The organism is Streptomyces cellostaticus, from assembly GCF_001513965.1.
GTDB classification, from domain to species: Bacteria; Actinomycetota; Actinomycetes; order Streptomycetales; family Streptomycetaceae; genus Streptomyces; species Streptomyces cellostaticus.
In genome coordinates, this window is the sequence record NZ_KQ948028.1 from 1 (window position 1) to 25,467 (window position 25,467).

General features: G+C 70.6%; 15 protein-coding genes. 9 read left to right on the forward strand and 6 right to left on the reverse strand.

The window, feature by feature from the left end; translation table 11 throughout:
* From AQI88_RS47095 to AQI88_RS24820, 4 genes are all read left to right on the forward strand, one after another.
* A partial coding sequence (locus AQI88_RS47095) for a hypothetical protein (protein ID WP_208615894.1) occupies positions 1–282 on the forward strand: 282 nt, incomplete at its 5' end.
* A 38-nt stretch (positions 283–320) separates the two neighbouring features.
* Entirely contained in the window at positions 321–662 is a 342-nt protein-coding gene (locus AQI88_RS24810) for a hypothetical protein (protein ID WP_067003584.1), read from the forward strand.
* A 217-nt stretch (positions 663–879) separates the two neighbouring features.
* Positions 880–4,443: a type I restriction endonuclease subunit R gene (locus tag AQI88_RS24815; protein WP_067003229.1), complete on the forward strand. Its 3,564-nt coding sequence runs from the start codon at positions 880–882 to the stop codon at positions 4,441–4,443.
* A 5-nt stretch (positions 4,444–4,448) separates the two neighbouring features.
* Entirely contained in the window at positions 4,449–5,237 is a 789-nt protein-coding gene (locus tag AQI88_RS24820) for a M48 family metallopeptidase (protein ID WP_067003232.1), read from the forward strand.
* Between the two features lie 68 nt (positions 5,238–5,305).
* Here the strand turns inward: AQI88_RS24820 and AQI88_RS24825 are convergent, their stop codons facing one another.
* Positions 5,306–7,636 carry a mannosyltransferase YkcB-related protein gene (locus tag AQI88_RS24825; RefSeq protein ID WP_067003234.1) on the reverse strand — a complete coding sequence of 777 codons (2,331 nt, stop codon included), beginning with the start codon at positions 7,634–7,636 and terminating at the stop codon, positions 5,306–5,308.
* Positions 7,637–7,912: 276 nt separating this feature from the next.
* Here AQI88_RS24825 and AQI88_RS24830 point away from each other — a divergent pair, with 276 nt between their 5' ends.
* The 5 genes from AQI88_RS24830 to AQI88_RS24850 all read left to right on the forward strand — a co-directional run bounded on the left by AQI88_RS24830 (position 7,913) and on the right by AQI88_RS24850 (position 15,802).
* Positions 7,913–8,842 (forward strand): serine hydrolase, encoded by a 930-nt coding sequence (locus AQI88_RS24830; RefSeq protein WP_067003236.1) that lies wholly within the window; start codon positions 7,913–7,915, stop codon positions 8,840–8,842.
* Positions 8,843–8,895: 53 nt separating this feature from the next.
* Positions 8,896–9,957, forward strand: a complete 1,062-nt coding sequence (locus AQI88_RS24835) for an esterase-like activity of phytase family protein (RefSeq protein WP_067003239.1) — start codon at positions 8,896–8,898, stop codon at positions 9,955–9,957.
* Between the two features lie 91 nt (positions 9,958–10,048).
* On the forward strand, positions 10,049–13,768 hold the full coding sequence (locus tag AQI88_RS24840; protein ID WP_067003241.1) for an ABC transporter ATP-binding protein: 3,720 nt from the start codon (positions 10,049–10,051) through the stop codon (positions 13,766–13,768).
* 120 nt (positions 13,769–13,888) lie between these two features.
* On the forward strand, positions 13,889–14,281 hold the full coding sequence (locus AQI88_RS24845) for a hypothetical protein (protein WP_067003243.1): 393 nt from the start codon (positions 13,889–13,891) through the stop codon (positions 14,279–14,281).
* An 87-nt stretch (positions 14,282–14,368) separates the two neighbouring features.
* Complete coding sequence (locus AQI88_RS24850) at positions 14,369–15,802, forward strand: S28 family serine protease (protein ID WP_067003245.1); 1,434 nt, start codon at positions 14,369–14,371, stop codon at positions 15,800–15,802.
* A 57-nt stretch (positions 15,803–15,859) separates the two neighbouring features.
* Here AQI88_RS24850 and AQI88_RS24855 read toward each other — a convergent pair whose 3' ends face one another.
* The 5 genes from AQI88_RS24855 to AQI88_RS24875 all read right to left on the reverse strand — a co-directional run bounded on the left by AQI88_RS24855 (position 15,860) and on the right by AQI88_RS24875 (position 24,780).
* Entirely contained in the window at positions 15,860–19,996 is a 4,137-nt protein-coding gene (locus tag AQI88_RS24855; RefSeq protein ID WP_279616568.1) for an nSTAND1 domain-containing NTPase, read from the reverse strand.
* Positions 19,989–20,306: a CU044_2847 family protein gene (locus AQI88_RS24860; RefSeq protein WP_067003247.1), complete on the reverse strand. Its 318-nt coding sequence runs from the start codon at positions 20,304–20,306 to the stop codon at positions 19,989–19,991. Before AQI88_RS24860 ends, AQI88_RS24855 begins: the two co-directional genes overlap by 8 nt.
* Positions 20,307–20,408: 102 nt before the next feature.
* Positions 20,409–21,050, reverse strand: a complete 642-nt coding sequence (locus tag AQI88_RS24865) for a hypothetical protein (protein WP_167357473.1) — start codon at positions 21,048–21,050, stop codon at positions 20,409–20,411.
* 114 nt (positions 21,051–21,164) lie between these two features.
* On the reverse strand, positions 21,165–23,000 hold the full coding sequence (locus AQI88_RS24870; RefSeq protein ID WP_067003248.1) for a glycoside hydrolase family 3 protein: 1,836 nt from the start codon (positions 22,998–23,000) through the stop codon (positions 21,165–21,167).
* Positions 23,001–23,538: 538 nt separating this feature from the next.
* Positions 23,539–24,780, reverse strand: a complete 1,242-nt coding sequence (locus AQI88_RS24875) for an MFS transporter (RefSeq protein WP_067003250.1) — start codon at positions 24,778–24,780, stop codon at positions 23,539–23,541.
* Between the last annotated feature and the right edge of the window lie 687 nt (positions 24,781–25,467).

The window sequence follows — 25,467 nt, forward strand, 5'->3', positions numbered from 1 at the left end:
AATGAATCCAAGGAAGTTGACGACATGAGTCACCGTATCGCCTGTCTCTTCAAGCCGATGCTTCGGCTCCTGCGCCGCCCGCACCGAGGCGTTGTCCCCGCTGCCGCCGATCGGCCGTGCCGGTGCCTCGATTCCTCTTACGTCGACACCCTGTACGTGAGCGGACCGACCGCCTACCACACCGGCTACCAGCCCCCGACCGCGGCCAGTCTGATCGCCATCTTCGGGATCGGCGTCGGGTCCTGCGGCATGCTCGCAGTAGGCGCGGAGGGCGCCAGGTGAACAGCCAGGTGAAGAGCGGCGTCACCGGTGCGCATGGCATGATCGGCCCGCGCCTGCTGCCCTGGGCCGGCGCGGAGGGCAAGCCCTGCTACCTCGTCGGTGACGGCACCGGGTATCTCTCCCGCGTCGCCGACAGCATCGAGAGCGTGCAGCTCGGCATGGCGGGTGACCTCCTTGATCACGCCACCGACATGCTCGCCAACCGTAAGGCTACTCGCGCGCAACTCCACTTCCTGGCGTCCCGCATGGCTGAATCGCTGCGCGACGTCCACCGCATCGCGGAGAGCCGGGGCGCCCGCCTTCCTGCACCCGTGTACGGCGGCCTTGATGGCATCGACGTTCCTGACGATCCCGCCCAGAGCCCCGTACGAGAAGACTGATCCCACCCCCGGCGGACGTCGCACCCTCACGGACGGCGACCCACCGAAAGGACCCGGCAGAGCACTACGCCGTTCCACGCACTTCAAAGCCCCAAAGGTCCGATACATCCCCGCCCTGCGCTCCACCCCATCCGGCCGGATCCCTCCCACCCGTCCCGCCCAAGGCGCAGAATGGATCACCTGAACGGGCAGGCAACGGTGGGGGAAGGCGCGGCGCATGGCAGTACACACCGAGCGGGATGAGGCGGAGTGGCCGTTCGTCGAGCAGCTGACGGCGATGGGCTGGACGCACGTCCCTGGTACGGAGGTCGGCACGCTCGACGCAGGCACGCCGCTCCTCGTCGACAAGCTGGGTGCGGCCCTTCGCCGTATTAACGTCCGTGCGACGGACCACGAGCCCTGGATGGACGACGCCGATATCGCCCGCTCCATCGTGGAGTTGACGTCCGTCCCGCTCGGGCAGGGCATCGCCCAGGCCAACTTCAATGCCACCGACCTGCTGCTCAGTGGTTACGTCCTCACCGGGCCTTCCACTGCTCACGGCGGCGCCTCCGCCACCGTCCAGTACATCGAGTGGCACCCCGACCACGTCGCGCTCAACGACTTCACCGTCGTCGACCAGCTCCGCGTCAAGAACCGTTCCGGTGACGTCTCGATACTCGACATCGTCCTCTTCGTGAATGGCATCCCCCTCGTCGCCGTCGAGTGCAAGAGCCCCGATCTCGCCGAACCCATACGCAGCGCCGTACTCGATCTGCGGCACTACGCCGGCGACCCGATCGAGGACGACGAACGCGCCGGAACCGACCTCCCGCTCCCCGGCGGCGTACCGGAGCTGTTCCGTACCGTGCAGCTGCTGGTCGCCGCGACCGGCGAAACCGCTCACCTCGGAACCGTCACTTCCACGCCCGACCACTACTATCCGTGGCGCAGCATCGCTCCGGAGAGCGAGAGCACTCTCCGGGCCGAGCTGCCCGGTCACGCGGGCAAGCTGACCGAGCAGCACAAGCTCGTCGGTGTCGTCCTACGGCCCGCGTCCCTCCTCAATTTCGTGCGGCACTACGTCATCCCGCTGCCCGTCGAGACCGACTCCGGCGCTGTGCGGACCGTCAAGGTGGTCGCCCGCCACCAGCAGTACCGGGCCGCGGAGAAGGCGGTACGGAAGCTGCTCACCGGCCGCCCGCGCGGCGGCCCGGTCCTCGAAGACGAGCGCGGTGGTGTCATCTGGCACACGCAGGGCTCCGGCAAGAGCCTGACGATGACCTTCCTGGTGCGTCGGGTCCATCTGCATCCGAAACTCAGCGAATTCACGGTCGTGATCGTCACCGACCGTACGCAGTTGCAGGACCAGCTCTCCCAAACCCTGAAACTGAGTGAGTCGGACGTTGAGACGGCCGAGACCCGCACCCAGATGGAAGGGCTGCTGAGGGACGGCGGACGGCGCGTCGTCTTCGCCATGATCCAGAAATACGGCGGCGGGTTCACCTTCGCCGCCGAAGCAGAGGGCGACGGTGACGACCGGGAGCTCGCCGGCGAGTACAAAGCCGCTGAGCAGGCCAGGAAGGGCAAGCATCGCAAGAAGAGCCCGCCGCCGGTCCCGAAGTTCCCCGAGTGCAACACCTCGTCCGACATCCTCGTCCTCGTGGACGAGGCGCACCGCTCGCACACCAGTGTCCTGCACGCCGCTCTGCGCAAGGCCATCCCGAATGCCGCGAAGATCGGGTTCACCGGTACGCCCATCATCACCGGCGAGGAATCCGACACCCGCCGTATCTTCAGCGGCGGTCCGGACAGGGGCTTCCTGGACGAGTACCGGATGGAGGACGCGGAGCACGACGGTGTCGTCGTACGCATCCGCTACGAGGGGCGCACCGGCGAGGGTAAGGTCCAGGACAAGGACGGCCTGGACCGCGACTTCGAGGACCTGATCCGCGACCGCAGCGACGACGAGCGCGCCGCGCTGCTCAGGCGCTGGCCCACCGAGCGTGACGTAGCCGAGTCCTGGCCGATGATCTGCAAGAAGGCCGAGGACATGCTGGAGCACTGGGTGTGCTGGGTGCTGCCCGGTGGCGGGTTCAAGGCTCAGGTCGCGGTCGTCAGCCGGAAGGCCGCCGTCGAGTATCACCATGCTCTGCGTCGGGCACGTGACCAACTCCTCGCCGATCTCTTCGAGTTTAGGCCGGAATCGGTTCAAGGGATCCCGGTCAAGGAGCTGCCCCAGCGTCTTCGCTACCTGTACCAGGCTTACGAGTACCGGGCGCTGCTCCGTCGCATCGACTTCGTACCCGTCATTTCCCCGGGCGCGGAGCGCAAGCGCCGAAAGTGGCTTCACTGGACCGATCCGAACCGGCAGACGGCGTACATCGAACGCTTCCACGATGCGCTTCCGCATCTGCCGCCCGAGCCGGACTGGGTCGCCGCTGCTCCCTTCAACGTCCCGGAGCCGGACATTCCCGAGGATGGTCTCGGCGCCGACACCCCTTGGTCCGACATGCCCACGGGGGAACCGGAACCGCGGCATGGACCTTCGAAGGCCGCCGTTCCCGACCCCGTGCACCCGGAGAGCCCCGTCGCCTTCCTGATCGTGAAATCGATGCTGCTCACGGGATTCGACGCCCCGCGCGAGCAGGTGCTCTACCTCGACCGCCCGATCCGAGACGCGGAGCTGCTCCAGGCCGTCGCCCGGGTCAACCGGCCCGCGCCGGGCAAGGAGGTGGGCTACGTCGTCGACTACTACGGCGTCTTCGAGCACCTTTCCAGCGCCCTCGCCGACTACCGGCAGGCCGACGTCGACGACACCATGCGCAGTCTCTCCGAGGAGGTCCGGGACCTGGAGCCCGCCGCCGAAGAGGTGCGCGCCTACCTGAGCGGACACGGTGTCACGGACGCGGACCTCACCGACCTCGCCCGGCTGCGTGGCGCCGTGCTCGCCTTCGAGGACGAGACGGTGCGCCTCGGTTTCGACGAGGTGCTCCACGAGTTCCTCGCCGTCCTGGAGCGAGTGCTGCCACACGAGGAAGCGCTGGACTACCTTGCCGACGCCCGACGTTGGGGGATGCTGCAGAAGCGCATCCGGCGGCTCTACCGGGACGACACGGGCGGGATGTTCACCCTGCGCCGGTACGGCCGCAAGGTGCGGTCGATGATCGCCGACCATCTGGAAGGGCCGAAGATCGAGCAGGTCATTCCGCCTGTGTCACTCACCTCGCCCGCCTTCGACGACATGGTGCGCGAGTTGCCCCCGCGTGAGGCCGCGGCCGAGATGGGGCACGCCCTCCGGTTCCATCTGGAAGAACGGGTCAGGAGGGAGGACCCGGAGAAGTACGACAGGCTCTCCAAGCGACTGGAGGAGATTCTGAAGCAGATGCCCGGCCGCTTCGAGGATCAGGTCGAAGAGTTCGAAACGCTCATCGAGCAGGCCCGGCAGGAGGACGAGGAGGACCCGGCGCTCGCCGGCCTCAGCCCGCTGGAACAGCGCGTCCACCGGCTTCTGGACCAGCTCCTGCAAGACAACCTGGGTGTCGAGGAAGGCGGGCAGGACACACGAGCCCTGGTCGTCGCCGTGTGCGATACCACGGCGAGTGTGATGTCCAAGGCCTCCTACCAGGGGCAGCACCAGGACATCACCCTGCTCGCGAACGGGATCAAGACACAGCTGATCCGTGGTGGACTCAGGCCTGCGACCGCGGACTGGGGGCCACTCACCAGCATCTCCGAACGACTCGCCGCGTATGCGGAGAACAACCGGCAGCAGTTCCTGGCTCGGGCCAGGGGAGAATAGGGCGCGTGACCGCGCTCGCCGAGAAACACCAGGACCGGACACCCGCCGATGGTGACTGGGTCTCCGTCGACGGTCTCTCCCTGCGCGTGCGCGCGAGTGCCCGCAGGAAGCGGTTCGCGCTCACCGTGGAGCCGGACGCGACCCTGACGCTGCACGTTCCCGAAGGGCGCCCGAGGACGGAGGCTGAAGGCTTCGTACGGGCGCACCGGGAGTGGGTGGTCGCGAAGCTCGGTCAACGGGAGCGGACTCGCCCGCTTAATCCCGCCAAGCGGCTGTCGGAGGGTGAGGTCTTCCGCTACCTCGGGCGAACGTACCGCCTGGCTGTGTCGGACAGCACACCGGCAGACGGCAGGGTCCGGCTGGTCGCAGGGCGGCTGGTCATCGCCCGCAAGCACACCGAGGACGCGGCGGAAGGGCGTGCGGCACTCGTCGACTGGTACTGCCGGGTGGGACGGTCATGGGTCGGCAACCGGCTTCAGCCCTGGGCGGCCCGCATGGCGGTGGGCGAGCCCCAGCTGGACGTGCGGGACCTGGGGCAGAAGTGGGGCGCGTACCAGCCGGGCGACGGGGCGAATGGGCACGGTCGGATGAGCCTGGGGTGGCCGCTCTTTCAACTGCCTATGCACCTGGTTGACTATGTCATCGCGCACGAATTGACGCATGTGAAGGTGTCGGGGCACGGAGCGGGCTTCTGGCGGCTGCTGAGGCTCGCGTTGCCGGAGTACGAGGAACGTCGCGCCGAACTCGATGAGCTGGGGCGTCGTATGTGGATGGGGGAGATCGAGCGGCAATAACCCCGCACACGACGTGGGATGCCGAACGGCCCCTGACCGTGGTGGTCAGGGGCGTTGCTGGCAATGCCTCAGTTCACGTCCGACGGGTCCAGGCGGTAGATCGTCGACCCGTTGCTCTGCGGCGTCGTCTCGGACGAAGACTTCGACGTCGAAGACGACTTGGACGAGGGCGACTTCGCGCCCGAAGTGCTCGCGCTTTTGCTGTACGCGCTCTCCTTCACAGCCGTACTGTGCTTCTGCACCCAGGACGTGACTTCGGAGGTGACGTTGTTGTTGCCGCCTCCGGGGCCGCCGCCCTCCCCCACGCTCGAATTCGCTCGCGCGGGAGCACCCCCATCGCCGCCGGCCTGGACGTAGTGCAGCTCGCCCTTCTTCACGAGTTCCTTGAGCTTGGCCAGGGTCATTGCGTTGTCGGTGCCGGTGAAGCCCCACATGGAGATGACCGGCACCTTGCTGCTCAGCTCGATCTGGGCCGCGTTCTGTGAGTTCGACACCGCCAGCAGCCACTTGGCGCCGTCCTGGTGCTTCTTCAGGTACGCGATCAGCTCGCTGCTCGCGCCGCCGCCCATGCCGCCGGGCCCGCCGCCACCGGTCAGGCCGCCGCGCTGTCCGCCGGTCCCGCCGGTGCCGTTCGGGGGCGTGCCGCCCGTCTCGCCGGCGCCGGCGTTTCCGCCGGGAGCCTGCCCGTTCTGGCCGCCGGGGAGCTCACCGTTGCCCTGCGGGCCGCCGGGCATGCCGCCCGTACTGCCGCTCGGCAGTTCGCCGTTCCCGCCGCCGGGGAGTTCGGCCTGTCCGCCGCCGGGCATCCCGCCGGCCTCCGTGGTGCCGCCGCCCTGTCGTCCCCCTGGCATCTCACCGCCGCCCGGGAAACCACCCCGGCCGCCGCCGAAGCCGTTGCCGGTGGAGGGGCCGGCCGTGGGGTTCGTACCGCCCATGCCGCCGCCGGAACCCGACGGCACCGACCAGGCGTACGCCGCCGGGCCCGCCACCGCCGCGACCACCGCCGCGGCCAGGGACGCGGCGAGCAGGCGTACCCGGTCGCCGTTCCGGAAGAGGAACAGGCCCACGATCGCCGCCGCCATGACCACGCCGATCGTCGGCCACAGCCAGGTCTGCCAGCCGGAGGCCCGGCGGAGCAGGACGATCGCCCACACCGCCGTCACCGCGAGCGCCACCGGCAGCACCCACAGCCAGCGCCGGTCCGTACGGAACGCACGCCACAGCATCACGCCACCGCCGCCGCACAGCGCCGCGATGCCGGGCGCGAGAGCCGTCGTGTAGTACGGGTGCATGGTGCCCTCGGCCATGGCGAACGTCAGGTAGTGCAGGGCCGTCCAGCCGCCCCACAGGACGAGTGCGGCTCGGGTGAGGTCCGTGCGCGGGGCGCGGCCGCACAGCACCAGGCCGCCGATGCAGGCGAGGGCCGCGAAGGGGATCAGCCAGGAGATCTGGCCGCCGAGGATGTCGTTGAAGAGACGGCCCGGGCCCGCCGTACCGGAGAAGCCGCCGCCTCCGCCGCCACCGCCTGCGCCGTTGCCCTCGCCGCCGAAGACCCGGCCCAGGCCGTTGTAGCCCATGATCAGGTTCCAGGCCGTGCCGTCCGTGGAGCCGCCGATGTAGGGGCGGTCGGAGGCGGGGACCAGGGAGACCGCCGCCGCCCACCAGAAGCTCGACACCGCCAACGCCAGGCCTGCGAGCAGGAGGTTGACGATGCGTTTCGTCAACGGCAGCCGGGCCGCGTACAGGTACACCGCGACAACCGCGGGCAGCGCGATGTAGCCCTGCAGCATCTTGGTGTTGAAGGCGAGGCCGAAACAGACCGCCGAGCCGAGCAGCGGCAGCAGACGGCCTCCCGTCACCGCGCGCAGGGCCAGGGCCGCGCCGCCGGCCATCAGCAGGACCAGCAGCGTGTCGGGGTTGTTGTCCCGGTTGATGGCCACGGTGATCGGGGTCAGGGCCAGGACGAGGGCCGCCAGGGCCGCCGCGCCGTGGCCCCACACCCGCTTCACCGAGGAGTGCAGGATCCAGATCGTCGCCAGCGCGGCCACGATCATCGGCGCCATCATCTGCCAGGTACCGAAGCCGAAGACGCGGCAGGACAGGCCCATGACCATGAGGGCGAGCGGCGGTTTGTCGACGGTGAGGAAGTTGCCCGCGTCCAGCGAGCCGAAGAACCACGCCTTCCAGCTCTGCGTGCCGCTGAGCACGGCCGCGCTGTAGAAGCTGTTGAGGCCGGAGCCGGAGAGGTTCCAGGAGTAGAGCGCCGCCGCCAGGATCATGATCGCGAGCAGGGCGGGGAGCGACCAGCGCGGTGCGGCGCCCGAGGGCCCGGCCGTGGGCGGCGGGCCGGGGGCGGTCAGGGTCGTCGGATGGGCGAGGGGATCGGTGGCAGATGTCACCACTGCACCTTGCAGAGCGGCGATGGGTGCCGACTGTGGCCCACCTGGGAAGAGGCTGTCAGTTCATCGGACGGTTCATCAGGCAGTTCGTCAGGACGTCCGCCGGGCAGTTCATCGGATCGCGCCACACCACCCCCCACCCTCTGACTCGAACTACCGCCCTGGGAACATGCGTACAACTCTCGGCCATCCCGGCGAGTCAGTTCAGAAGGCGCAGGGGTGCGCCCGATGGCGCGTCCCACCGGCGCCCACACGACGTTTCAAGGGGAACCTTCCATGACTCACCGGATATCCCGGCGTGCCAGAGTGCTGGCGGCGGCTCTCGGCGCCGGGGTGCTCATACCCTCCGTGGCCGCGGCCTCCCCGGCCGTCGCGACGACGCCGACCGTCAGCTGCACGTCGGGCAAGGCGGGCCTTGCGGCCAAGCTGCAGAAGGACATCACGGCCGCGCTCGCGAACCGCAAGGGCACCGTCGCGGTCGGGGTCTACGACCGCACCACCCACACCACGTGCAGTCTGCGGGCCACCAACTCCTACGACTCGGCCAGCACGGTCAAGGTCACCGTCCTCGCCACGCTGCTGTGGGACGCCAAGAAGCACAACCGGTACCTGACGAGCACGGAGCAGTCGCTCGCCAAGGCCATGATCACCGAGTCGGACAACACCGCGACCAGCAAGCTCTGGAAGCAGCTGGGCCTGACGAAGATCAAGGGTTTCCTGAGCGCCGCGGGCATGACGAAGACCGTTCCCGGCGCGGACGGCTACTGGGGCCTGACCCAGATCAACGTCACCGACGAGCAGAAGCTGCTCAAGCTCATCACCGCCAAGAACACGGTCCTGACCGACAACTCCCGCGCGTACATCCTGAAGCTGATGAGCCAGGTCATCTCCGAGCAGCGCTGGGGCACGCCGGCCGGTGCGCCGTCCACGGTGACCGTGCACGTCAAGAACGGCTGGCTGCAGCGCTCCACGCACGGCTGGCGGGTGCACAGCCTGGGCACCTTCAACGGTGGCGGCCACGACTACATGATGTCGGTGCTGACCTGGGACGACAGCACCATGGACTACGGCGTCACCACCATCCAGAACGTGGCGAAGGCCGTTCACAAGGACCTCGTTCCGACGACGTCCTCCGCCACCGCGCTGCGCTACACGCCGACGTCCACGCCGAGCGAGGCGTTCCCCGCGGTGCCGTCGAGCGGCTGACGCTTCACGAGGCGGTCTCCCCGGCGTCACCCTTCGGTCCTACGGTGACGCCCATGCGCCTGAGAACCGTACTCGCCACCCTCACCGCCGGCCTGGCGGCGGCCACCTGTCTGACCGCCGCCGGGCCCGTCGGCGCCAACTCGGCCGGTAACAACGCCTGTTCGCCCACCGTCGCCATCGACCGCTTCTCCGACGCGCTCGACAAGACGACGTACGACGGCACCTTCGTGGGCAACTTCTCCGCCCTCGCGGTGGACCGGGACGGCTCGATCGCCGCCTTGGAGGACCGCTCCTCCCTCTTCGGCCTGGACCCGCGGACCCTCCAGCCGGTCTCGTCCGTCCACCTCGCCGACGAGAAGGGTGCCGACCTCGACTCCGAGGGGCTCGTCATCGACCTCCCCCACTCTCGGCCTCGCTCGAGCGGGGGGACCCCCATCGGCACCCTGCTGATCACCTCCGAGACCGAGCCGTCCGTCCGCCGCTACTCCCGCGACGGGAAGATCCTCGACCGCCTCCCGGTCCCGCCCTCCCTCCTGGTCGCCCCGGCCGGCCGCGCCACCGCCAACCAGACCTTCGAGGGCCTGACCCTGCTGCCCGGCGGCCGCACCCTGCTCGCCTCCATGGAGGACGCGATCTCCGGGGACTCCGCCGGCATCGTCCGCTTCCAGACGTGGACCCGCCACCACGGCCGCTTCGAGCTCGCCGCCCAGTACGCCTACCGCACCGACCCCGGCCTCGGCGTCCCCGAGGTGCAGGCCACCCCCGACGGCCGTCTCCTCGTCCTGGAACGCGGCTTCACCGCGGGCGTCGGCAACACCGTCCGCCTCTACCAGGCCGACCTCCGCCACGCCACGGACACCAGCGGCATCGAGAACCTGACCGGCCAGGCGGACGTCCACCTGATCAGGAAGACCCTCCTCACCGACATCGCCACCTGCCCGTCCCTCGGCGCCACGGCCAAGCAGCCCCAGCCGAACCCCCTTCTCGACAACATCGAGGGCATGACGATCACGGGCCGCGACCACACCGGCCGCCTGAAGGTCCTGCTGGTCAGCGACGACAACCAGAACCCGGCCCAGACGACCCGGTTCTATTACTTGCGGGTACGTGTCTGACGTCTGCCTTCGTTTTGTTGCAGAGGGATGAAATCCGCTCCCCTCGACGTTGGTGCCTTCCGGTAGAGCAGGTCTGACGGAAGGCACCGGCGTGGCAGCGCAACGGGGATGGGCACGACGGCTGGCGGGCTACGCCTGGCGGTATCCGAAGGACGTCGTCCTGGCGCTCGGCTCCTCCCTTGCCGGAATGGCGGTCATGGCCGTCGTCCCGCTGATCACCAAGGTGATCATCGACGACGTGATCGGCGACCACAGCCGCGCCATGACCCCTTGGGCCGGCGCCCTGATCGGCGCGGCCCTCCTCGTCTACGGCCTCACCTACATCCGCCGCTACTACGGCGGCCGTCTCGCCCTCGACGTCCAGCATGACCTGCGGACCGAGATGTACGCCACGATCACCCGCCTCGACGGCCGCCGCCAGGACGAGCTGTCCACCGGCCAGGTGGTCGGCCGTGCCACCAGCGACCTCCAGCTGATCCAGGGCCTGCTCTTCATGCTCCCGATGACCATCGGGAACGTCCTGCTCTTCCTGATCTCCCTGATGATCATGGCGTGGCTGTCGCTGCCGCTGACCCTGGTCGCCCTGGCCGTCGCCCCGGCCCTCGGCTGGATCGCCAAGCGCAGCCGCAGCAAGCTGCACCCCGCCACCTGGTACGCGCAGGCCCAGGCCGCCGCCGTCGCGGGCGTGGTCGACGGCGCGGTGAGCGGCGTACGCGTGGTGAAGGGCTTCGGGCAGGAGGAGCAGGAGACCGGGAAGCTCAGGGAGGTCGGCCGCCGCCTCTTCGCGGGGCGGCTGCGCACCATACGCCTGAACAGCAGGTTCACCCCGGCCCTCCAGGCCGTCCCCGCCCTCGGTCAGGTCGCCATGCTGGCGCTCGGCGGCTGGCTGGCCGTGCGCGGGCACATCACCCTCGGCACCTTCGTCGCCTTCTCCACCTACCTCGCCCAGCTGGTCGGCCCGGTCCGCATGCTCGCCATGGTCCTCACGGTCGGCCAGCAGGCCCGCGCGGGCACCGAGCGCGTGCTGGAACTGATCGACACCGAGCCGTCGCTCACCGACGGCACCAAGGAACTCCCCGCCGACGCGCCCGCGAGCGTCGAGTTCGACGACGTGTCGTTCGGATACGCACACGAGCGCCCGGTTCTGGAGGGGCTCAGCTTCGAGATCCGGCCGGGCGAGACCCTCGCCGTCGTCGGCTCCTCCGGCTCCGGCAAGTCGACCGTCTCCCTCCTCCTGCCGCGCTTCTACGACGTCACCCGCGGCGCCGTCCTCATCGGCGGCCACGATGTACGCGAGCTGACCCTGGACTCGCTGCGGGCCGCGATCGGACTGGTGCCTGAAGATTCGTTCCTCTTCTCGGACACCGTCCGCAGCAACATCGCCTACGGCCGCCCCGACGCCACCCAGGAGGAGATCGAGGCGGCCGCCCGCGCCGCCCAGGCGGATCGTTTCATCGCCGAGCTGCCCGGGGGCTACGACACCAAGGTCGGTGAGCACGGCCTGACCCTCTCCGGCGGCCAGCGTCAGCGCATCGCGCTCGCCCGCGCCCTGCTCACCGACCCGCGCCTGCTGGTCCTGGACGACGCGACCTCGGCCGTGGACGCCCGCGTGGAACACGAGATCCACGAGGCCCTGAAGCACGTCATGGAGGGCCGCACCACCCTCCTCATCGCGCACCGCCGCTCCACCCTCAACCTCGCCGACCGCATCGCCGTCCTCGACGGCGGCCGGCTCGCCGACCTCGGCACCCACGAGGAGCTCCAGGAGCGCTCCGCCCTCTACCGCCGCCTGCTCACCGACCCGGACGAGCTGGGCGGAGTCTCCCCGGGCCATGCCCGCCCGGCCCCGCCGCAGGAGGACACCTCCGTCCGCGAGGAGCTGGACGCCGAGTTCGACGCCGAGCGCGGGGTCACCCCGCGGCTGTGGACCGGCGACCGCGAGCCCAAGGACCAGGCTCTGTCGGGCACCCCGGCCACCCCCGAACTCCTCGCCCAGGTCGAGGCGCTGCCCGCGGCCACCGACACCCCCGACATCGACGAGGCCCGCGCGGTCCGCCCCGAGGACTCGTACGGCCTGCGCCGCCTCCTGCGCGGCTTCGGCCCGCCCCTGCTCGTCAGCCTGCTGCTGGTCGCCGTGGACGCGGGCGCGGGCCTGCTGCTGCCGGTGCTGATCCGGCACGGCATCGACCAGGGCGTCACGAAGATGGCCCTCGGCGCCGTATGGGCGGCCTCGCTGCTGGGCCTGCTCACGGTCCTCGTCCAGTGGACGGCGCAGACCGGCGAGACCCGGATGACCGGCCGCACCGGCGAACGCGTCCTCTACTCCCTGCGCCTGAAGATCTTCGCCCAGCTCCAGCGGCTCGGCCTCGACTACTACGAGCGCGAGCTGACCGGCCGGATCATGACGCGGATGACGACGGACGTCGACGCCCTGTCCACCTTCCTGCAGACCGGCCTGGTCACGGCGTTCGTCTCGGTCGTCACCTTCTTCGGCATCATGGTCGTCCTGCTGGTGATCGACGTCCAGCTCGCCCTCGTCGTCTTCGCCACCCTGCCCCCGCTGATCATCGCCACCTTCTTCTTCCGCCGGGCGAGCGTGAAGGCGTACGAACTCGCCCGCGAGCGCGTGTCGTTGGTGAACGCGGACCTGCAGGAGTCGGTTGCGGGCCTGCGGATCGTCCAGGCCTTCCGGCGCGAGCAGGACGGCGGCCGCCGCTTTGCCGAGCGCAGTGACAGCTACCGGCGTGCCCGCATCCGGGGCCAGTGGCTGATATCCATCTACTTCCCGTTCGTCCAGCTGCTGTCCTCGGTCGCGTCGGCGGCCGTGCTGACAGCGGGCGCGAGCCGGGTGGAGGCCGCCACCCTGACCACCGGCGCCCTGGTCGCCTACCTCCTCTACATCGACCTGTTCTTCGCCCCGGTCCAGCAGCTCTCCCAGGTCTTCGACGGCTACCAGCAGGCCACGGTCTCGCTGGGCCGCATCCAGGAACTGCTGCGCGAGCCCACCTCCACCAAGTCCGCCGACGAACCCCTCGACGTTCTCTCCCTGCGCGGCGACATCGCCTTCGAGGACGTGCACTTCGCGTACGGCGACGAGGAGGAGGCGCTGACGGGCATCGACCTGACGGTCCCCGCCGGGCAGACGGTGGCCTTCGTCGGCGAGACGGGCGCCGGCAAGTCGACCCTCGTCAAGCTGGTGGCCCGCTTCTACGACCCCACCGCCGGCCGGGTCACCGTCGACGGCACGGACCTGCGCACCCTGGACCTGACCTCGTACCGCCACCGCCTCGGAGTCGTCCCGCAGGAGGCGTACCTCTTCCAGGGCACCATCCGCGACGCCATCGCCTACGGCCGCCCGGACGCCACCGACGCCGAGGTCGAGGCGGCCGCGCGGGCGGTCGGCGCGCACGAGATGATCGCCACCCTCGACGGCGGCTACCTGCACGAGGTCGCCGAGCGCGGCCGCAACCTCTCGGCCGGCCAGCGCCAGCTGATCGCACTCGCCCGCGCCGAACTGGTCGACCCCGACGTCCTCCTCCTCGACGAGGCCACGGCCGCCCTCGACCTGGCCACGGAGGCCCAGGTCAACCAGGCCACCGACCGCCTGGCGGGCCGCCGTACGACGCTGGTGGTCGCCCACCGGCTGACCACGGCCGCCCGCGCGGACCGGGTGGTGGTGATGGACCACGGCCGGGTGGCGGAGGACGGCACCCACGAGCAGCTCCTGGCCCGCGGCGGCCGCTACGCCGAGCTGTGGCGGGCCTTCGTCGGCCAGGCCGAACCGGAGGAACCGGTCGGCGTGTCCCACTGACGGCGTCCCGGCCCGGCGGCACGTTCTGCTGACGGTCGTGCAACCATCCGGCACATGTCGTGCGTCCGTACATCAGTACGGTCATCGATCAGGTATGGCGGCGGTGCGGGGAGGACAACAGTGGACAGTGGTGCGATACGTCGGCGCCTGGCGCTCGGAGCGGCGGTGCTGGCCGCGTCCGCCGGGCTCGCCCTCGCGGTACCCGGCAGCGCCCAGGCGGCGACCGCCGGCTCCTGCGCCGGGCGCCAGGTGCGGACCCTGCCCTTCAGCACGGGCATCGTGCACGTCTACAAGCGCGACGGCTACGTCTGCGCCGTCACCGTCGCCCGCAATCCCGGGGCCAAGCGCGTGATGTCGCTCAGTGTGCAGGCGCGCGGGAACCGGCCGGTCGTGGACAAGGGCACGTTCAGGCAGCTGGCGGGCCCGGTGACGGTCCACGCCGGGAACCGCTGCGTGTGGGTGAAGGGTTCGGTGGGCCGCGATTCGGTCAGTTCCGGCTGGATCCTGTGCTGATCGCGTTAACCTTCCAACCTCCCCTGGTGTGACGGCTGTTGCTCGGATAGCTTCCGGCGCACATCTGTCACACAGGGGAGAGTGCGCATGCGCAAGGCGCTCAGATGGCTGCTGGCGCTCACGGTGTTCATAGGCACGCTGAGCACGGCGGGCGCGGCCACCGCCGCACAGTCCGCACAGTCAGGGCCCACCGACATCAAGGACCGGCTCCTTTCCATACCCGGCATGAGCCTGGTCCAGGAGAAGCCGTACCCCGGCTACCGCTACTTCGTCCTGAACTACACCCAGCCGATCGACCACCGCCACCCGGACCGCGGCACGTTCCAGCAGCGCATCACCGTGCTGCACAAGGACGTCTCGCGCCCCACGGTCTTCTACACCAGCGGCTACAACGTCTCCACGACCCCGTCCCGCCGCGAGCCCACCCAGATCGTGGACGGCAACCAGGTCTCCCTGGAGTACCGCTTCTTCACGCCGTCCCGCCCCGACCCGGCCGACTGGTCCAAGCTGGACATCTGGCAGGCGGCGAGCGACCAGCACCGCGTCTACGAGGCCCTCAAGCCGGTCTACTCCGCCAACTGGCTGGCCACCGGCGGCTCCAAGGGCGGCATGACCGCCACCTACTACGAGCGCTTCTACCCGCACGACATGGACGGCGTCGTCGCCTACGTCGCCCCCAACGACGTCGTCAACAACGAGGACTCGGCCTACGACCGCTTCTTCACCACCGTCGGCACCCAGCAGTGCCGGGACCGGCTGAACGCCGTCCAGCGCGAGGCCCTGGTGCGCCGCGAGCCACTGGAGGCGAAGTACGCGAAGTTCGCCGCTGAGGGGGGCTACACCTTCGACACCGTCGGCAGCCTGGACAAGGCCTACGAGGCGGTCGTCCTCGACTACGTCTGGAGCTTTTGGCAGTACAGCCTGCTGAAGGACTGCGACTCCGTCCCGGCGGACGCGGCAACCGCGACGGACGAGGCGATCTGGAACTCGGTCGACACCATCTCCGGCTTCTCGGCCTACACCGACCAGGGCCTGGAGCAGTACACGCCGTACTACTACCAGGCGGGCACCCAGCTGGGCGCTCCGACGATCCACTTCCCGTACATCGACCGGAAGTTGATCCGCTACGGCTACCAGCCCCCGCGCAACTACGTCCCCCGCTCCATCCCGATGCGCTGGCAGCCCGGTGTGATGCGGGACGTGGACACATGGGTCCGCCACCACGCGCAGCACATGCTGTTCGTCTACGGCCAGAACGACCCGTGGGGGTCGGAGCGGTTCCGGTTGGGGGCGGGGGCGCGTGACTCGTATGTCTTCACGGCGCCCGGGTTGAATCACGGGGCGAATGTGGCGGGGTTGGCGGCCGAGGAGAAGGCCCTGGCGACGGTGCGGATTCTGGAGTGGGCGGGGGTTGCGTCGTCCGCGGTCGAGAAGAACCCGTCTGCGGCGAAGCCGCTCGCGCGCTACGACTCCAAGCTGGATGTACGGGACGTGGAGCGCGAGCCCGCGCTGCGGCCGTAGCGCCGATCCGACACCAGCTGACGGCGGGGGCCGCCTGGGCGGACCCCGCCGTCCTGGTTATGGGTGGGTTGGGCAGACGGGGCCTGCTGATTGGCCTGGGAGGTAGGCGGTCCGTTCCTGCGAGGTCAGGTCCCGGTTGACGGCGCGGCAGATCTTCTGAATTGCTTCCGCGGGTTCAGGAAGGGCGACATGCCACAGATGCACTGTCTTGTCGCCGCTGCCCGAGGCGAGGATACGGCCGTCAGGACTGAACGCCACTGAAGTCACCTCGTCGGTGTGCTGCCCCAGCAGGGTCATGCGGCTCTTGCCCGTGGCGACGTCCCACAGGCCCGTGGTCCAGTCGAAGTCAGCGGTGGCGAGGGTGTGGCCGTCGGGACTGAATGCCACCGACTCCGCACGGCCGGTACGCCCGGCCAGGGTGGTCCGGGTCTTGCGGGTGGAGGCGTCCCACAACCGCACGGTGTAGTCACCGATGGCGGTGGCGAGGGTGCGGCCGTCGGGGCTGAACGCCACGTCGTCCACCTGGTCGGGGGTGGCGATGGTACGTGCCTTGCTGGTGGTGACATCCCACAGGCGTGCAGTCTTGTCGACGCTTCCGGTGGCGAGGGTGTGGCCGTCGGGGCTGAACGCAACGGAGAACACCGCGTCGGTGTGCCCGGCGAGCTTGGTGCGTGGTTTGCCGGTGGCGGCATCCCACAACCGCACCGTGCCGTCGCGGCCGCCGGTGGCAAGTGTGTGGCCGTCGGGGCTGAACGCCACCGAGTGCAGCGGCGTGGTGTCGCTCAGGGGGTTGGTGCGGGGTTTGCCGGTAGTGGCGTCCCACAGCCGCGCGGTGCCGTCTGCGCCGGCGGTGGCGACTGTATGGCCGTCGGGGCTGAACGCGACCCCGAGTACCAGGTCATCGTGCCCGCGAAGAATGAGGCGTTGCTTTCCGGTGGTGACGTCCCACAGGCGTGCGGTTTCGTCAGCACTGGAGCTGGCGAGAGTCTTGCCGTCAGGGCTGAAGGCCACCGAGTAGACCAGGCCGGTGTGCCCGACCAGGGACGTGTCACCGCCGGTGGTGACGTTCCACAGGCGTGCGGTCTTGTCGTCACTTCCGGTGGCGAGGGTGCGGCCGTCGGGGCTGAACGCCACCGAATTCACCGCGTCGGTATGACCGATCAGCGACCCGCTCATCGCACCGGTGGTGACATCCCACAGCCGCGTGAGGCGATTGGTGCCGGCGATGGCGAGGGTGCGGCCGTCGGGGCTGAACGCCACGGAGAGCGCCGTGCCGGTGAGCACGTCCACCTTGGTGCGGGGTTCGCCGGTGGTGGCGTCCCACAGCTGCATGGCGCCATCACCACCGCCGGTGGCGAGGGTGCGGCCGTCGGGGCTGAACGCGACCGAGACCACCTGGGCGGTGTGGCCGGTGAGCTGGATGCGGGGTTTGCCGGTGTTGGCGTCCCACAGCCGTGCGGTGCCGTCTGCGCTGGCGGTGGCGACGGTGTGGCCGTCGGGGCTGAACGCGACGGAGAACACCGTGTCGGTGTGGCCGGTGAGCTGGGTGCGGGGTTTGCCGGTGTTGGCGTCCCACAGCCGTGCGGTGCCGTCTGCGCTGGCGGTGGCGACGGTGTGGCCGTCGGGGCTGAACGCGACGGAGAACACAGTGTTGGTGTGTCCGGTCAGGGGGGTGCGGGGTTTGCCGGTGGCGGCATCCCACAGCCACGCGCTGTAGGAACTCCCGGTCGCGATGGTGTTGCCGTCAGGGCTGAACGCCACCGAGTTCACCTCGCCAGAAAGACCGGTGAGCCTGGTGCGGGTTGTGCCGGTCGCGGTATCCCACACGCGCACGGTGCCGTCGGAACTCCCGGTGGCGAGGGTGTGGCTGTCGGAGCTGAACGCCACCGAGTTCACCGCATCGGCGTGCCCGAGCAGGCGCCGGCCCAGTGGGAGGTACGCGTCGGTCCGCAGCCTTGCGAGAGACTCGGCCGTGTGGCTGGTGCGGTATGCCTGGACGGCCAGCAGTGAGGAGAGTTCGGGGTTTACGTCGATGAGTGTGCCGGACTGGGTGGCGAGGAGCCGGGAAAGGGCGGCCTGCCGTTCACCGAGCGCCGTCCGCCGCTGCCAGATCGCCCCCGCACCGCCCAGGAGCGCCAGCACCAGCAACGTCGCCAGCACGGTGATGAGGCGTCTGCGCCGCTGAGCGATCGCCTCTTGGCGTTGCCGGCTCGCGGTGAGGAAGGCCGCGATGTCATCCGGCAGACCACGACGCCGCGACCACTCGACACCCTCCGCCAGCGCCGTCCCCGCGAGCAGATCCCCCGGATCGCGCTTCTCGGCCCACCGCAGCTGCCGTTCACGCGTGCGGTCCAGCCACTCATGGAACCGGTGATCCTGGCGTACCCACTCCCGCAGTGTGCCCCAGTCACGGATGAGCGCGTCATGGATCAGTTCCGCCACCGGTTCACCCGGCGGCGCATCGGGGCGGTGCGGATCGCGGAGTGTCTGTGTGGTGATGATGCGATGGCGGGCGAGCGCGGCGATGACGGCGTCGACGTCGCCGTCGGGTGTGCTGTCCGGCCCGGCCGCCAGGTCGCGCAGGTCGTCCAGGGGCACCTGCGCGCGCACGGCGGGGGTACGGCGACTGAGGTCCGCAGGGCGCACCAGGGAGGTGAGGATGCGCCTCGCGATGTGCTGCTGATCGGGCGACAGTTCCTCCAGGGCGCTGTCGCACCAGGTGGTCAGGCTTCCGGTGACCGCTCCGATGCGCCGGTATTCCTCATGGGTGAGGAACCCGTCCTTCCGCCGGAGCCACAACTGCTTGAGCGTCATCTCCAGCAGCGGCAGCACGGTGACCGGTGCCTGCCGGGTCGCCGCTGCTTCGGGGCTGGTCTCCAGGACGTCGCTGATGATCTGCTCGGGCAGTCCCGGCTGGAAGCGGAGTCCCACGTCCCGGGCGGGCAGCACGATGATGTCGTGCAGGTCCTCCTGGCTCAGCGTGCCCGGCACATTGAGGAGCCCGGGGGTGGCGGCCTCCAGCAACCGGGGTGCCAGTGCGGCGAGTTGAGGATAGAAGTCGTCGCGCATGACCAGAATCACGCTGAGCTTGGTGTAGGCGTCGGCCACCGTGGTGATGTCGTCGACCACGCTCAGGAAGTCCTGCATCCTGCCGTCGGTGCTCTGTACCAGCAGCTCTTCGAACTGGTCGATGACCAGCAGCACGCGATGGTGATCGGGCTCGTCCCCCAGCCTGTGGTTGACCGCCGCCATGATCCCGTCCCGGGTGGCCCCGGGGAGCCCGGCCCGCTCGATCTCCGCCAGCAGGTTCTGCCTCGGCCGGGCCAGCACCGGCAGCCACCGGTCGCTCCCCGGCACCTCCCCCTCCGCCAGCGCCCGCAACACCCCAGCCTGGATCAATGACGACTTGCCCGATCCCGACGGCCCGAGCAGCAGCGTCAGCCGTCGCTGCAGGGCCAGGTTCGCCACGACCTGCCGTACCGCGTCCGCCCGGCCCTGGAACCATCGCGCATGCTCCGCGGTGAACGGCTCCAGCCCCCGGTACGGACACACCTCCTGCGCCGCCAGCTCCGGCCGGATCTCCCGCAGGACCTCGGTGGGGGTGACGTAAGCGATGCCCTGCCCCCGCGCGAACCCGTCGGGTGCCGTGATCTCCGTGAGCATGCCGATGACCAGGCCGGTCATCTCGTCGAGGACGGGTCCGCCGCTGAACCCGGTGGTGAGGTCATTGGCGTCGGTCAGTTGAAGAATTGAGCCCCTGCCCGTCGAGGCCGGCAGTAGATCGCCGGCCTCCCCGTAGCCGGAGTGGCCGCCCTGCGGGGCTTGCGCGGGGAACCCGAACGAGCGCACCCGATGCCCTCGGCACCCCTCGGCGGAGCCCAGCGGCAGCACCCTCGTGCCGGGCGGCGTACCACCAAGCCGGACGAAGGCTACGTCCTCGTCCTCGGGCGCACGCCATCCTTCGACGGACCCCTCCAGGCCGTCCGCGCCCGCCACATGAGGGAATGCCAGCAGCACCCGCTCCCCAGGCCCGGACCCGGCCGCCCGGACCACGTGCGCGCAGGTGACCAGGACGTCCTCGGTCACCAGGAAACCCGCCCCCGCCACGTTCCCGTCCGGCCCGAGGATCTGTGCCACCGCGGTGGGCAGGTCCGACGGCATGCCGCCGTCCGCCCATTCCCCGGCGCTAGCCACCGTCGCCCTTCCATGACACTGTCACCTGCAGATGGCCGGCGGCCCTGCCCTTGGTGATCACGGCGCCGGCCTCGACCGCGAGGTCCACGCCGAACTCGACCGTGATCTCGTCGGGCCGGGCCATGCGCAGCTGATCGAGAGCCGCTTGCGCTGCCTCCGTGATCGGCGCCAGAGCGTCCTGCAGGGTGCCGGGCACCTCCCGGACGACGTCCTCGAGGCGCCCGGCCTTCACCGGCCCCGCCACCCCGGCCGGCGCCTCGACCAGCACGGAGCCCCCGCCCTCCAGTGGAATCCGGGTCAGGGATGTCAAGGCGCCTCCTCCGTCGCTCGCGGGCGTTCACCAGGGATCCCCGCCAGCATCCGGCACTTCTGGCATATGCCGCAGCTCGGAGTGGGCCGTACGGAGGAGACGTCAGACGGGCCGGGCGCAGCCCACCGGCCGCTTCCCGCCCAGCTGGACGTAGAGGACCGTCGGCCCCGGGCACAGGGCCCGGTCGGTGACCGCCGTCGTCACCTTGTACTGCGGTTTTCGCTGCCCCGACCCGTCGCACGCCGTCTCCCGCACCTGCCCGTCGCCCGAGTCGTACACGCAGTCACCGGGGATCGTGCGCGGGCCGCCTCCGCCGCCGGGGTCGCCGGGGTGCGGGGGTTCCAGGTTGCGCATGCAGGCGTAGCCCTGGGGAATGGCGCCGTCGCCGTCCTCGTCGCCCTGCGACCGCTGTTGGCTGATGTGCAGGACGAAGTCGGTGGCCGGCGGGCACCGGGGGCCGTCGGTGCCCGCGCCGTCGTAGCGGGCGACGACCCGGGCCGCGGCCCGCTCGCTCGCGCAGGGCACCTCGGTGAAGCTGGTGGTGCCGAAGGAGCTGCACTCTCCGACCGCGAGGAACTGGGCGCCGTAGCCGGACGGGCGGACGGAGGTGGGCCGGGCGTTGCCCACCGGGGCGTCCGCCGGGCCGTGGCAGCCGGTGAGCAGGGCGGCCAGCGTGGTCAGGGTGAGGGCGGGGGCGGCCGGCAGCAGCCGGACCGCCACCCCCACGGCACCTTTCCCGCGCATCGTCATTCCCCCCGGACGCCCCGGTCCAGCGTGGCCCTCGGCGGCGGGGCCACGCCAGACATCCGTGAGGATTTCCTCCCCTTGGGGGTATTACGCCCGGTGTGTGACGTACGTCTAGTACGTCAGCCCGTGGCCGAGGGGGTACAGCACCTGCGCCGGATCGTCCGCCCGCTGCACCGGCACCGGGAGCCGTCCGCGCGGGTCCACCCGGCCGGCGATCACCCGTGCGGCGGCGCGCAGTTCGACGTCAGTCCAGGAGTAGCTCGCCAGATACCCCTGGACGGCCGGGAGCTGGGCGACGTCGTAAGGGTTCCTTATGGCGACGGCCACCACCGGTTTCCCGGTGGCGAGCAGCCGCTCCACCAGGGTCCGCTGGCTGTTGCCGGCCGTCACGTTGTACGTCCCGACGACCACCGCGTCCGCGTCCTGCGCGGCCGTCTCCGCCTTGGCGATGGTGTCCGCCGAGGGTGCGGTGCCGGTGGACAGGGCGGTGGCGGTGAAGCCCAGTTCGGTGAGGGCGGTGGCGAGGACGCCGGTGGGCGGGCCGGTGGTGCCGGACGGGGAGGCCGGGTCGGCGCCGACGACGAGGATCCGGGGCTGGGTGCGGTCGTCGAGCGGGAGGATGTCGTCCTCGTTGACCAGCAGGGTCGTGGTCCGCTCGGCGATCCGGTCGGCCGTGGCCAGGTGGGACTTGGTGCCCACCGCCCGTTCGACGTCGGCCCGGGTGACGAGGGCCCGGTCGAAGAGTCCGAGCCTGACCTTCAGTCGCAGGATCCGCAGGATCGATTCGTCCAGGCGGGCCTCGGTCAGCTCGCCGATCTGCACGGCCTGGAGAACCGCGTGCCACGCCACGTCGATCGACGGCGGGTTGAGCAGCTGGTCGACGCCGGCCTTCAGGGCCAGCACCGGCACCCGGTTGTCGCCGTACTTGGTGCGCACGCCCTCCATGCCGAGGGAGTCCGTGACGACGACCCCGTCGTAGCCGAGTTCGCCGCGCAGGATGCCGGTGAGGATGGGGTGGGAGAGGGTGGCCGGGTCGCCGGAGTCGTCGAGGGCCGGGAACTGGATGTGGGCGGTCATGATCGAGTCGATGCCCGCCTCGATCGCGGCCCGGAAGGGTACGGAGTCCAGCGTCTCCCACAGCTCCCGGCTGTGGGTGATGACCGGGAAGCCGGTGTGGCTGTCGACGGCGGTGTCCCCGTGCCCCGGGAAGTGCTTGGCGGTCGCCGCGACCCGGGCGGCCTGATAGCCCTTCACCTCGGCCTCCACCAGCGCGGCCACCGCGTCCGGGTCGGCCCCGAAGGACCGTACGCCGATGACCGGGTTGGCCGGGTTGACGTTCACGTCGGCGTCGGGCGAGTAGTCCTGGTTGATGCCCATCGCGCGCAACTCGGCGCCGGAGATCCGGCCGAGGGTGCGGGCGTCGGACCGGGAGCGGCCCGCCCCGATCGCCATGGCGCCCGGGAACAGCGTGGCCGGCCTGCCCACCCTGCACACTATGCCGTGCTCCTGGTCGGTGGTGATGAGCACCGGCAGGCCGCGGGGCTGCTCCAGGGAGGCCTGCTGGATGCCGTTGGACAGGTCGGCGATCTGGTGGGGGTCGCGGGTGTTGTGCGCCCAGGTGAAGTAGATGATGCCGCCGACCCGGTACTTCGCGATCAGCTCGGCGGCCGTGCGGACCCCGATCTCCTTGAGGTTGGCGTCGATGTCGGCCTGGTCGGGGGCGGTGGCGGAGTGGCCGTAGACCCGCATCACGAAGAGCTGGCCGACCTTCTCCTCCAGCGTCATGCGGGAGATGAGGGTGCGCAGTCCGCGGTCGTCCGGGGTCGCGGCGTGGGCGGCGTGGGCCGGTACGGTCAGCGCGGCGGTGAGGCCCGCGGTGGCGGTGAGGACGGTCCGTCTGGACGGCCGTGCGGTGTTTCCCGTGCTTCCCGTGCTGGTGTCGTGCACGTGCGCTCCTTCCAGAGGAGAACCGCTGAAGGAAACTTCCGAGGAGTCACCAATATCCGGGAAGTTTCTTTCCGTCAAGGGACTGCACAGTAAGCCAGGATGGGGCCGCCATCGGCGCTTGGGAGGGGGGCGCGCCGATGGCGGTGGGCCGCCGGGGGTGGTACGGCGGAGAGGGTGCGTCGGCGGTTCGCGGCCTGTGGCCAGGGCCGACACCGCACCACGGGACTCGTCCGGCAGCCTGAGCCTTGGACGGACGAGGGCCCCGACCGGTTCCCGTGGCGGCGGGTCAGCGCAGCCCGTGCCGGTCAGCCCAGGCGGAGACGGCCGTCGCGATCTCGGCCGGGCGGTCCTCCGTGGCGTGGTGGCCGGCCGGGCCGCAGTGGACCGTCTCCAGGCCCGCCAGGTGCGTGGCGCACCACTCGGCCGTCTCCGGGCCGATCAGCAGAGTGGGGGAGCCCTCGAAGGTCAGCAGCAGCTTGGGCGCGTCGGGGCTCTTGGCCGGCCGTCCTCGGCTGGTGCCTGGACGGCTCCGCGCCGCTCACGGCTCGTCGTCCGGCGTAGCCGCGCGATCCCGTAGCTCCGGCGTCGTCAGAGCCACCCCCGTCACCGCCAGCAGACACAACACACCCCCGGTGACCAGGGCGGTCGCGCCCGAGGTCCAGCCGGCCACGACACCGGCGCGCAGGTTGCCGAAGTGGGGGCCCGCCTGGCCGACGATCGTCTCGGCCGCCGTGACCCGGCCCAGCAGGGCGTCCGGGGTGCGGGTCTGCACGATCGTGGTGCGGGAGAGGACGGCCACCGCGTCCGCCGCACCGGCCAGCACCAGCATCCCGAGGCCCGCCCAGGCGCTGGTCGTCAGGCCGAACAGGGCGAGGGCCACGCCCCAGGTGCCGGACGCGCACAGCATCACCGCGCCGGGGCGGGCCAGTCGGGTGACCGGGCCGGAGAAGGCGGTCGCGGCGACGCCTCCCACGGCGAGCGCGGACAGGAACAGGCCCAGCGTGCGCGGGTCGCCGCCGAAGCGCTCCGCGTTGACCAGCGGGAACAGGCTGGCCGGCATGGACAGTACGGTGGCCGCCAGGTCCGTCAGCAGCGCGCCGCGCACCACCCGATGGCCGGTCAGGAAACGCAGGCCGTCCAGCACGCCGTGGACACCCGGCCGGGACTTCTCGCCCTCGGGCGGCAGCGCGGGCAGCCCGTAGGCGCCGTAGAAGGACAGGCCGAAGCTCAGGGCGTCCAGCAGGTAGCAGACGCCGATGCCCCACCAGCCGAGCACGACGCCGGCGACGGCCGGGCCGAGGAGCATCATGGCCTGGCCGGAGACCTGGTTCAGGGCGAGACCGGCGGCCACCTGCTCCTTGGGCAGCAGCCGCGGTACGAACACGCCCGCCGCGGGCGCGCCGATCGCGGCGAACGACGTCTGCACCGCCACCAGCGCGAGCAGCACGCCCACCGGCACATGCCCGGCGAAGCCCTGCACGGCCAGCAGGAAGGAGCAGGCCGCCGAGCCGACGGTGCCCAGGAGGAACATACGGCGCCGGTCGGCCCGGTCGACCCAGGCGCCCGCGAACAGGCTGACACCGACCATCGGCAGTGCCTGCGCCAGACCGACCGCACCGCTCCAGACCGAGCTGTGGGTCATGTCCCAGACCTGGTACATGACGGTGACCATGGTCATGAAGCTGCCGAGCACGGACACCGTCCGCCCGATCAGCAGCCGCCGGAAGACGGGCGAGGTGCGCAGCGGTCGTACGTCGATCAGCGAACGGGCGAGGCTCATGAGAGCGGGCCGAGGCGTCGGCGAGCACACGGCGAGGGCTGCGGAATCACCGGGGGAGGCTAACCGCGCACCGACGGCCCGGCCAGCGAATTACTGGGCGCCCGTGGGCCGACAGGGGGCCGGTGCCTGCCGTCCGGCAGTCGTCCGTGCTCGCCGTCCGGCAGTTGTCCGCCGGCCGTCGCTCGGGAGGTTTCCGTTGCTTGCCGGCCGGAAGTGGTCCGCGCTCCGTCGGCCGGTAGTTGTGCGCCGGCCGTCGCTCGGCAGGTTTCCGCCGGCAGCCGTCTGGCAGTTGTCTGTTGCTCGCCGTCCGGCGGGCTTCCGCGGCTCGCCCCGGTAGCCGCTCAATGCTCGTCGCCCGGCCGCTGTCCGTGCCGCCGTCCGGTAGTTGTCCGTGTTCGCCGTCCGGCGGGCTTCCGCCGCTTGCTGCTCGTCCCGGCAGTCGTCCGTACCGCCGTCCGGCAGTCGTCCGTGCTCGCCGTCTGGCAGTTGTCCGCCGGCCGTCGCTCGGCAGGTTTCCGCCGGCAGCCGTCTGGCAGTTGTCTGTTGCTCGCCGTCCGGCGGGCTTCCGCGGCTCGCCCCGGTAGCCGCTCAATGCTCGTCGCCCGGCCGCTGTCCGTGCCGCCGTCCGGTAGTTGTCCGTGTTCGCCGTCCGGCGGGCTTCCGCCGCTTGCTGCTCGTCCCGGCAGC

What these genes read in the sequence shown, in the direction of transcription:
- AQI88_RS24810 (WP_067003584.1), top strand. Translation starts at nt 321, where the DNA reads ATGATCGGCCCGCGCCTGCTGCCCTGGGCCGGCGCGGAGGGCAAGCCC.
- AQI88_RS24815 (WP_067003229.1), top strand. Translation starts at nt 880, where the DNA reads ATGGCAGTACACACCGAGCGGGATGAGGCGGAGTGGCCGTTCGTCGAG.
- AQI88_RS24830 (WP_067003236.1), top strand. Translation starts at nt 7,913, where the DNA reads ATGACTCACCGGATATCCCGGCGTGCCAGAGTGCTGGCGGCGGCTCTC.
- AQI88_RS24835 (WP_067003239.1), top strand. Translation starts at nt 8,896, where the DNA reads ATGCGCCTGAGAACCGTACTCGCCACCCTCACCGCCGGCCTGGCGGCG.
- AQI88_RS24850 (WP_067003245.1), top strand. Translation starts at nt 14,369, where the DNA reads ATGCGCAAGGCGCTCAGATGGCTGCTGGCGCTCACGGTGTTCATAGGC.
- AQI88_RS24865 (WP_167357473.1), bottom strand. Translation starts at nt 21,050, where the DNA reads ATGCGCGGGAAAGGTGCCGTGGGGGTGGCGGTCCGGCTGCTGCCGGCC.
- AQI88_RS24875 (WP_067003250.1), bottom strand. Translation starts at nt 24,780, where the DNA reads ATGAGCCTCGCCCGTTCGCTGATCGACGTACGACCGCTGCGCACCTCG.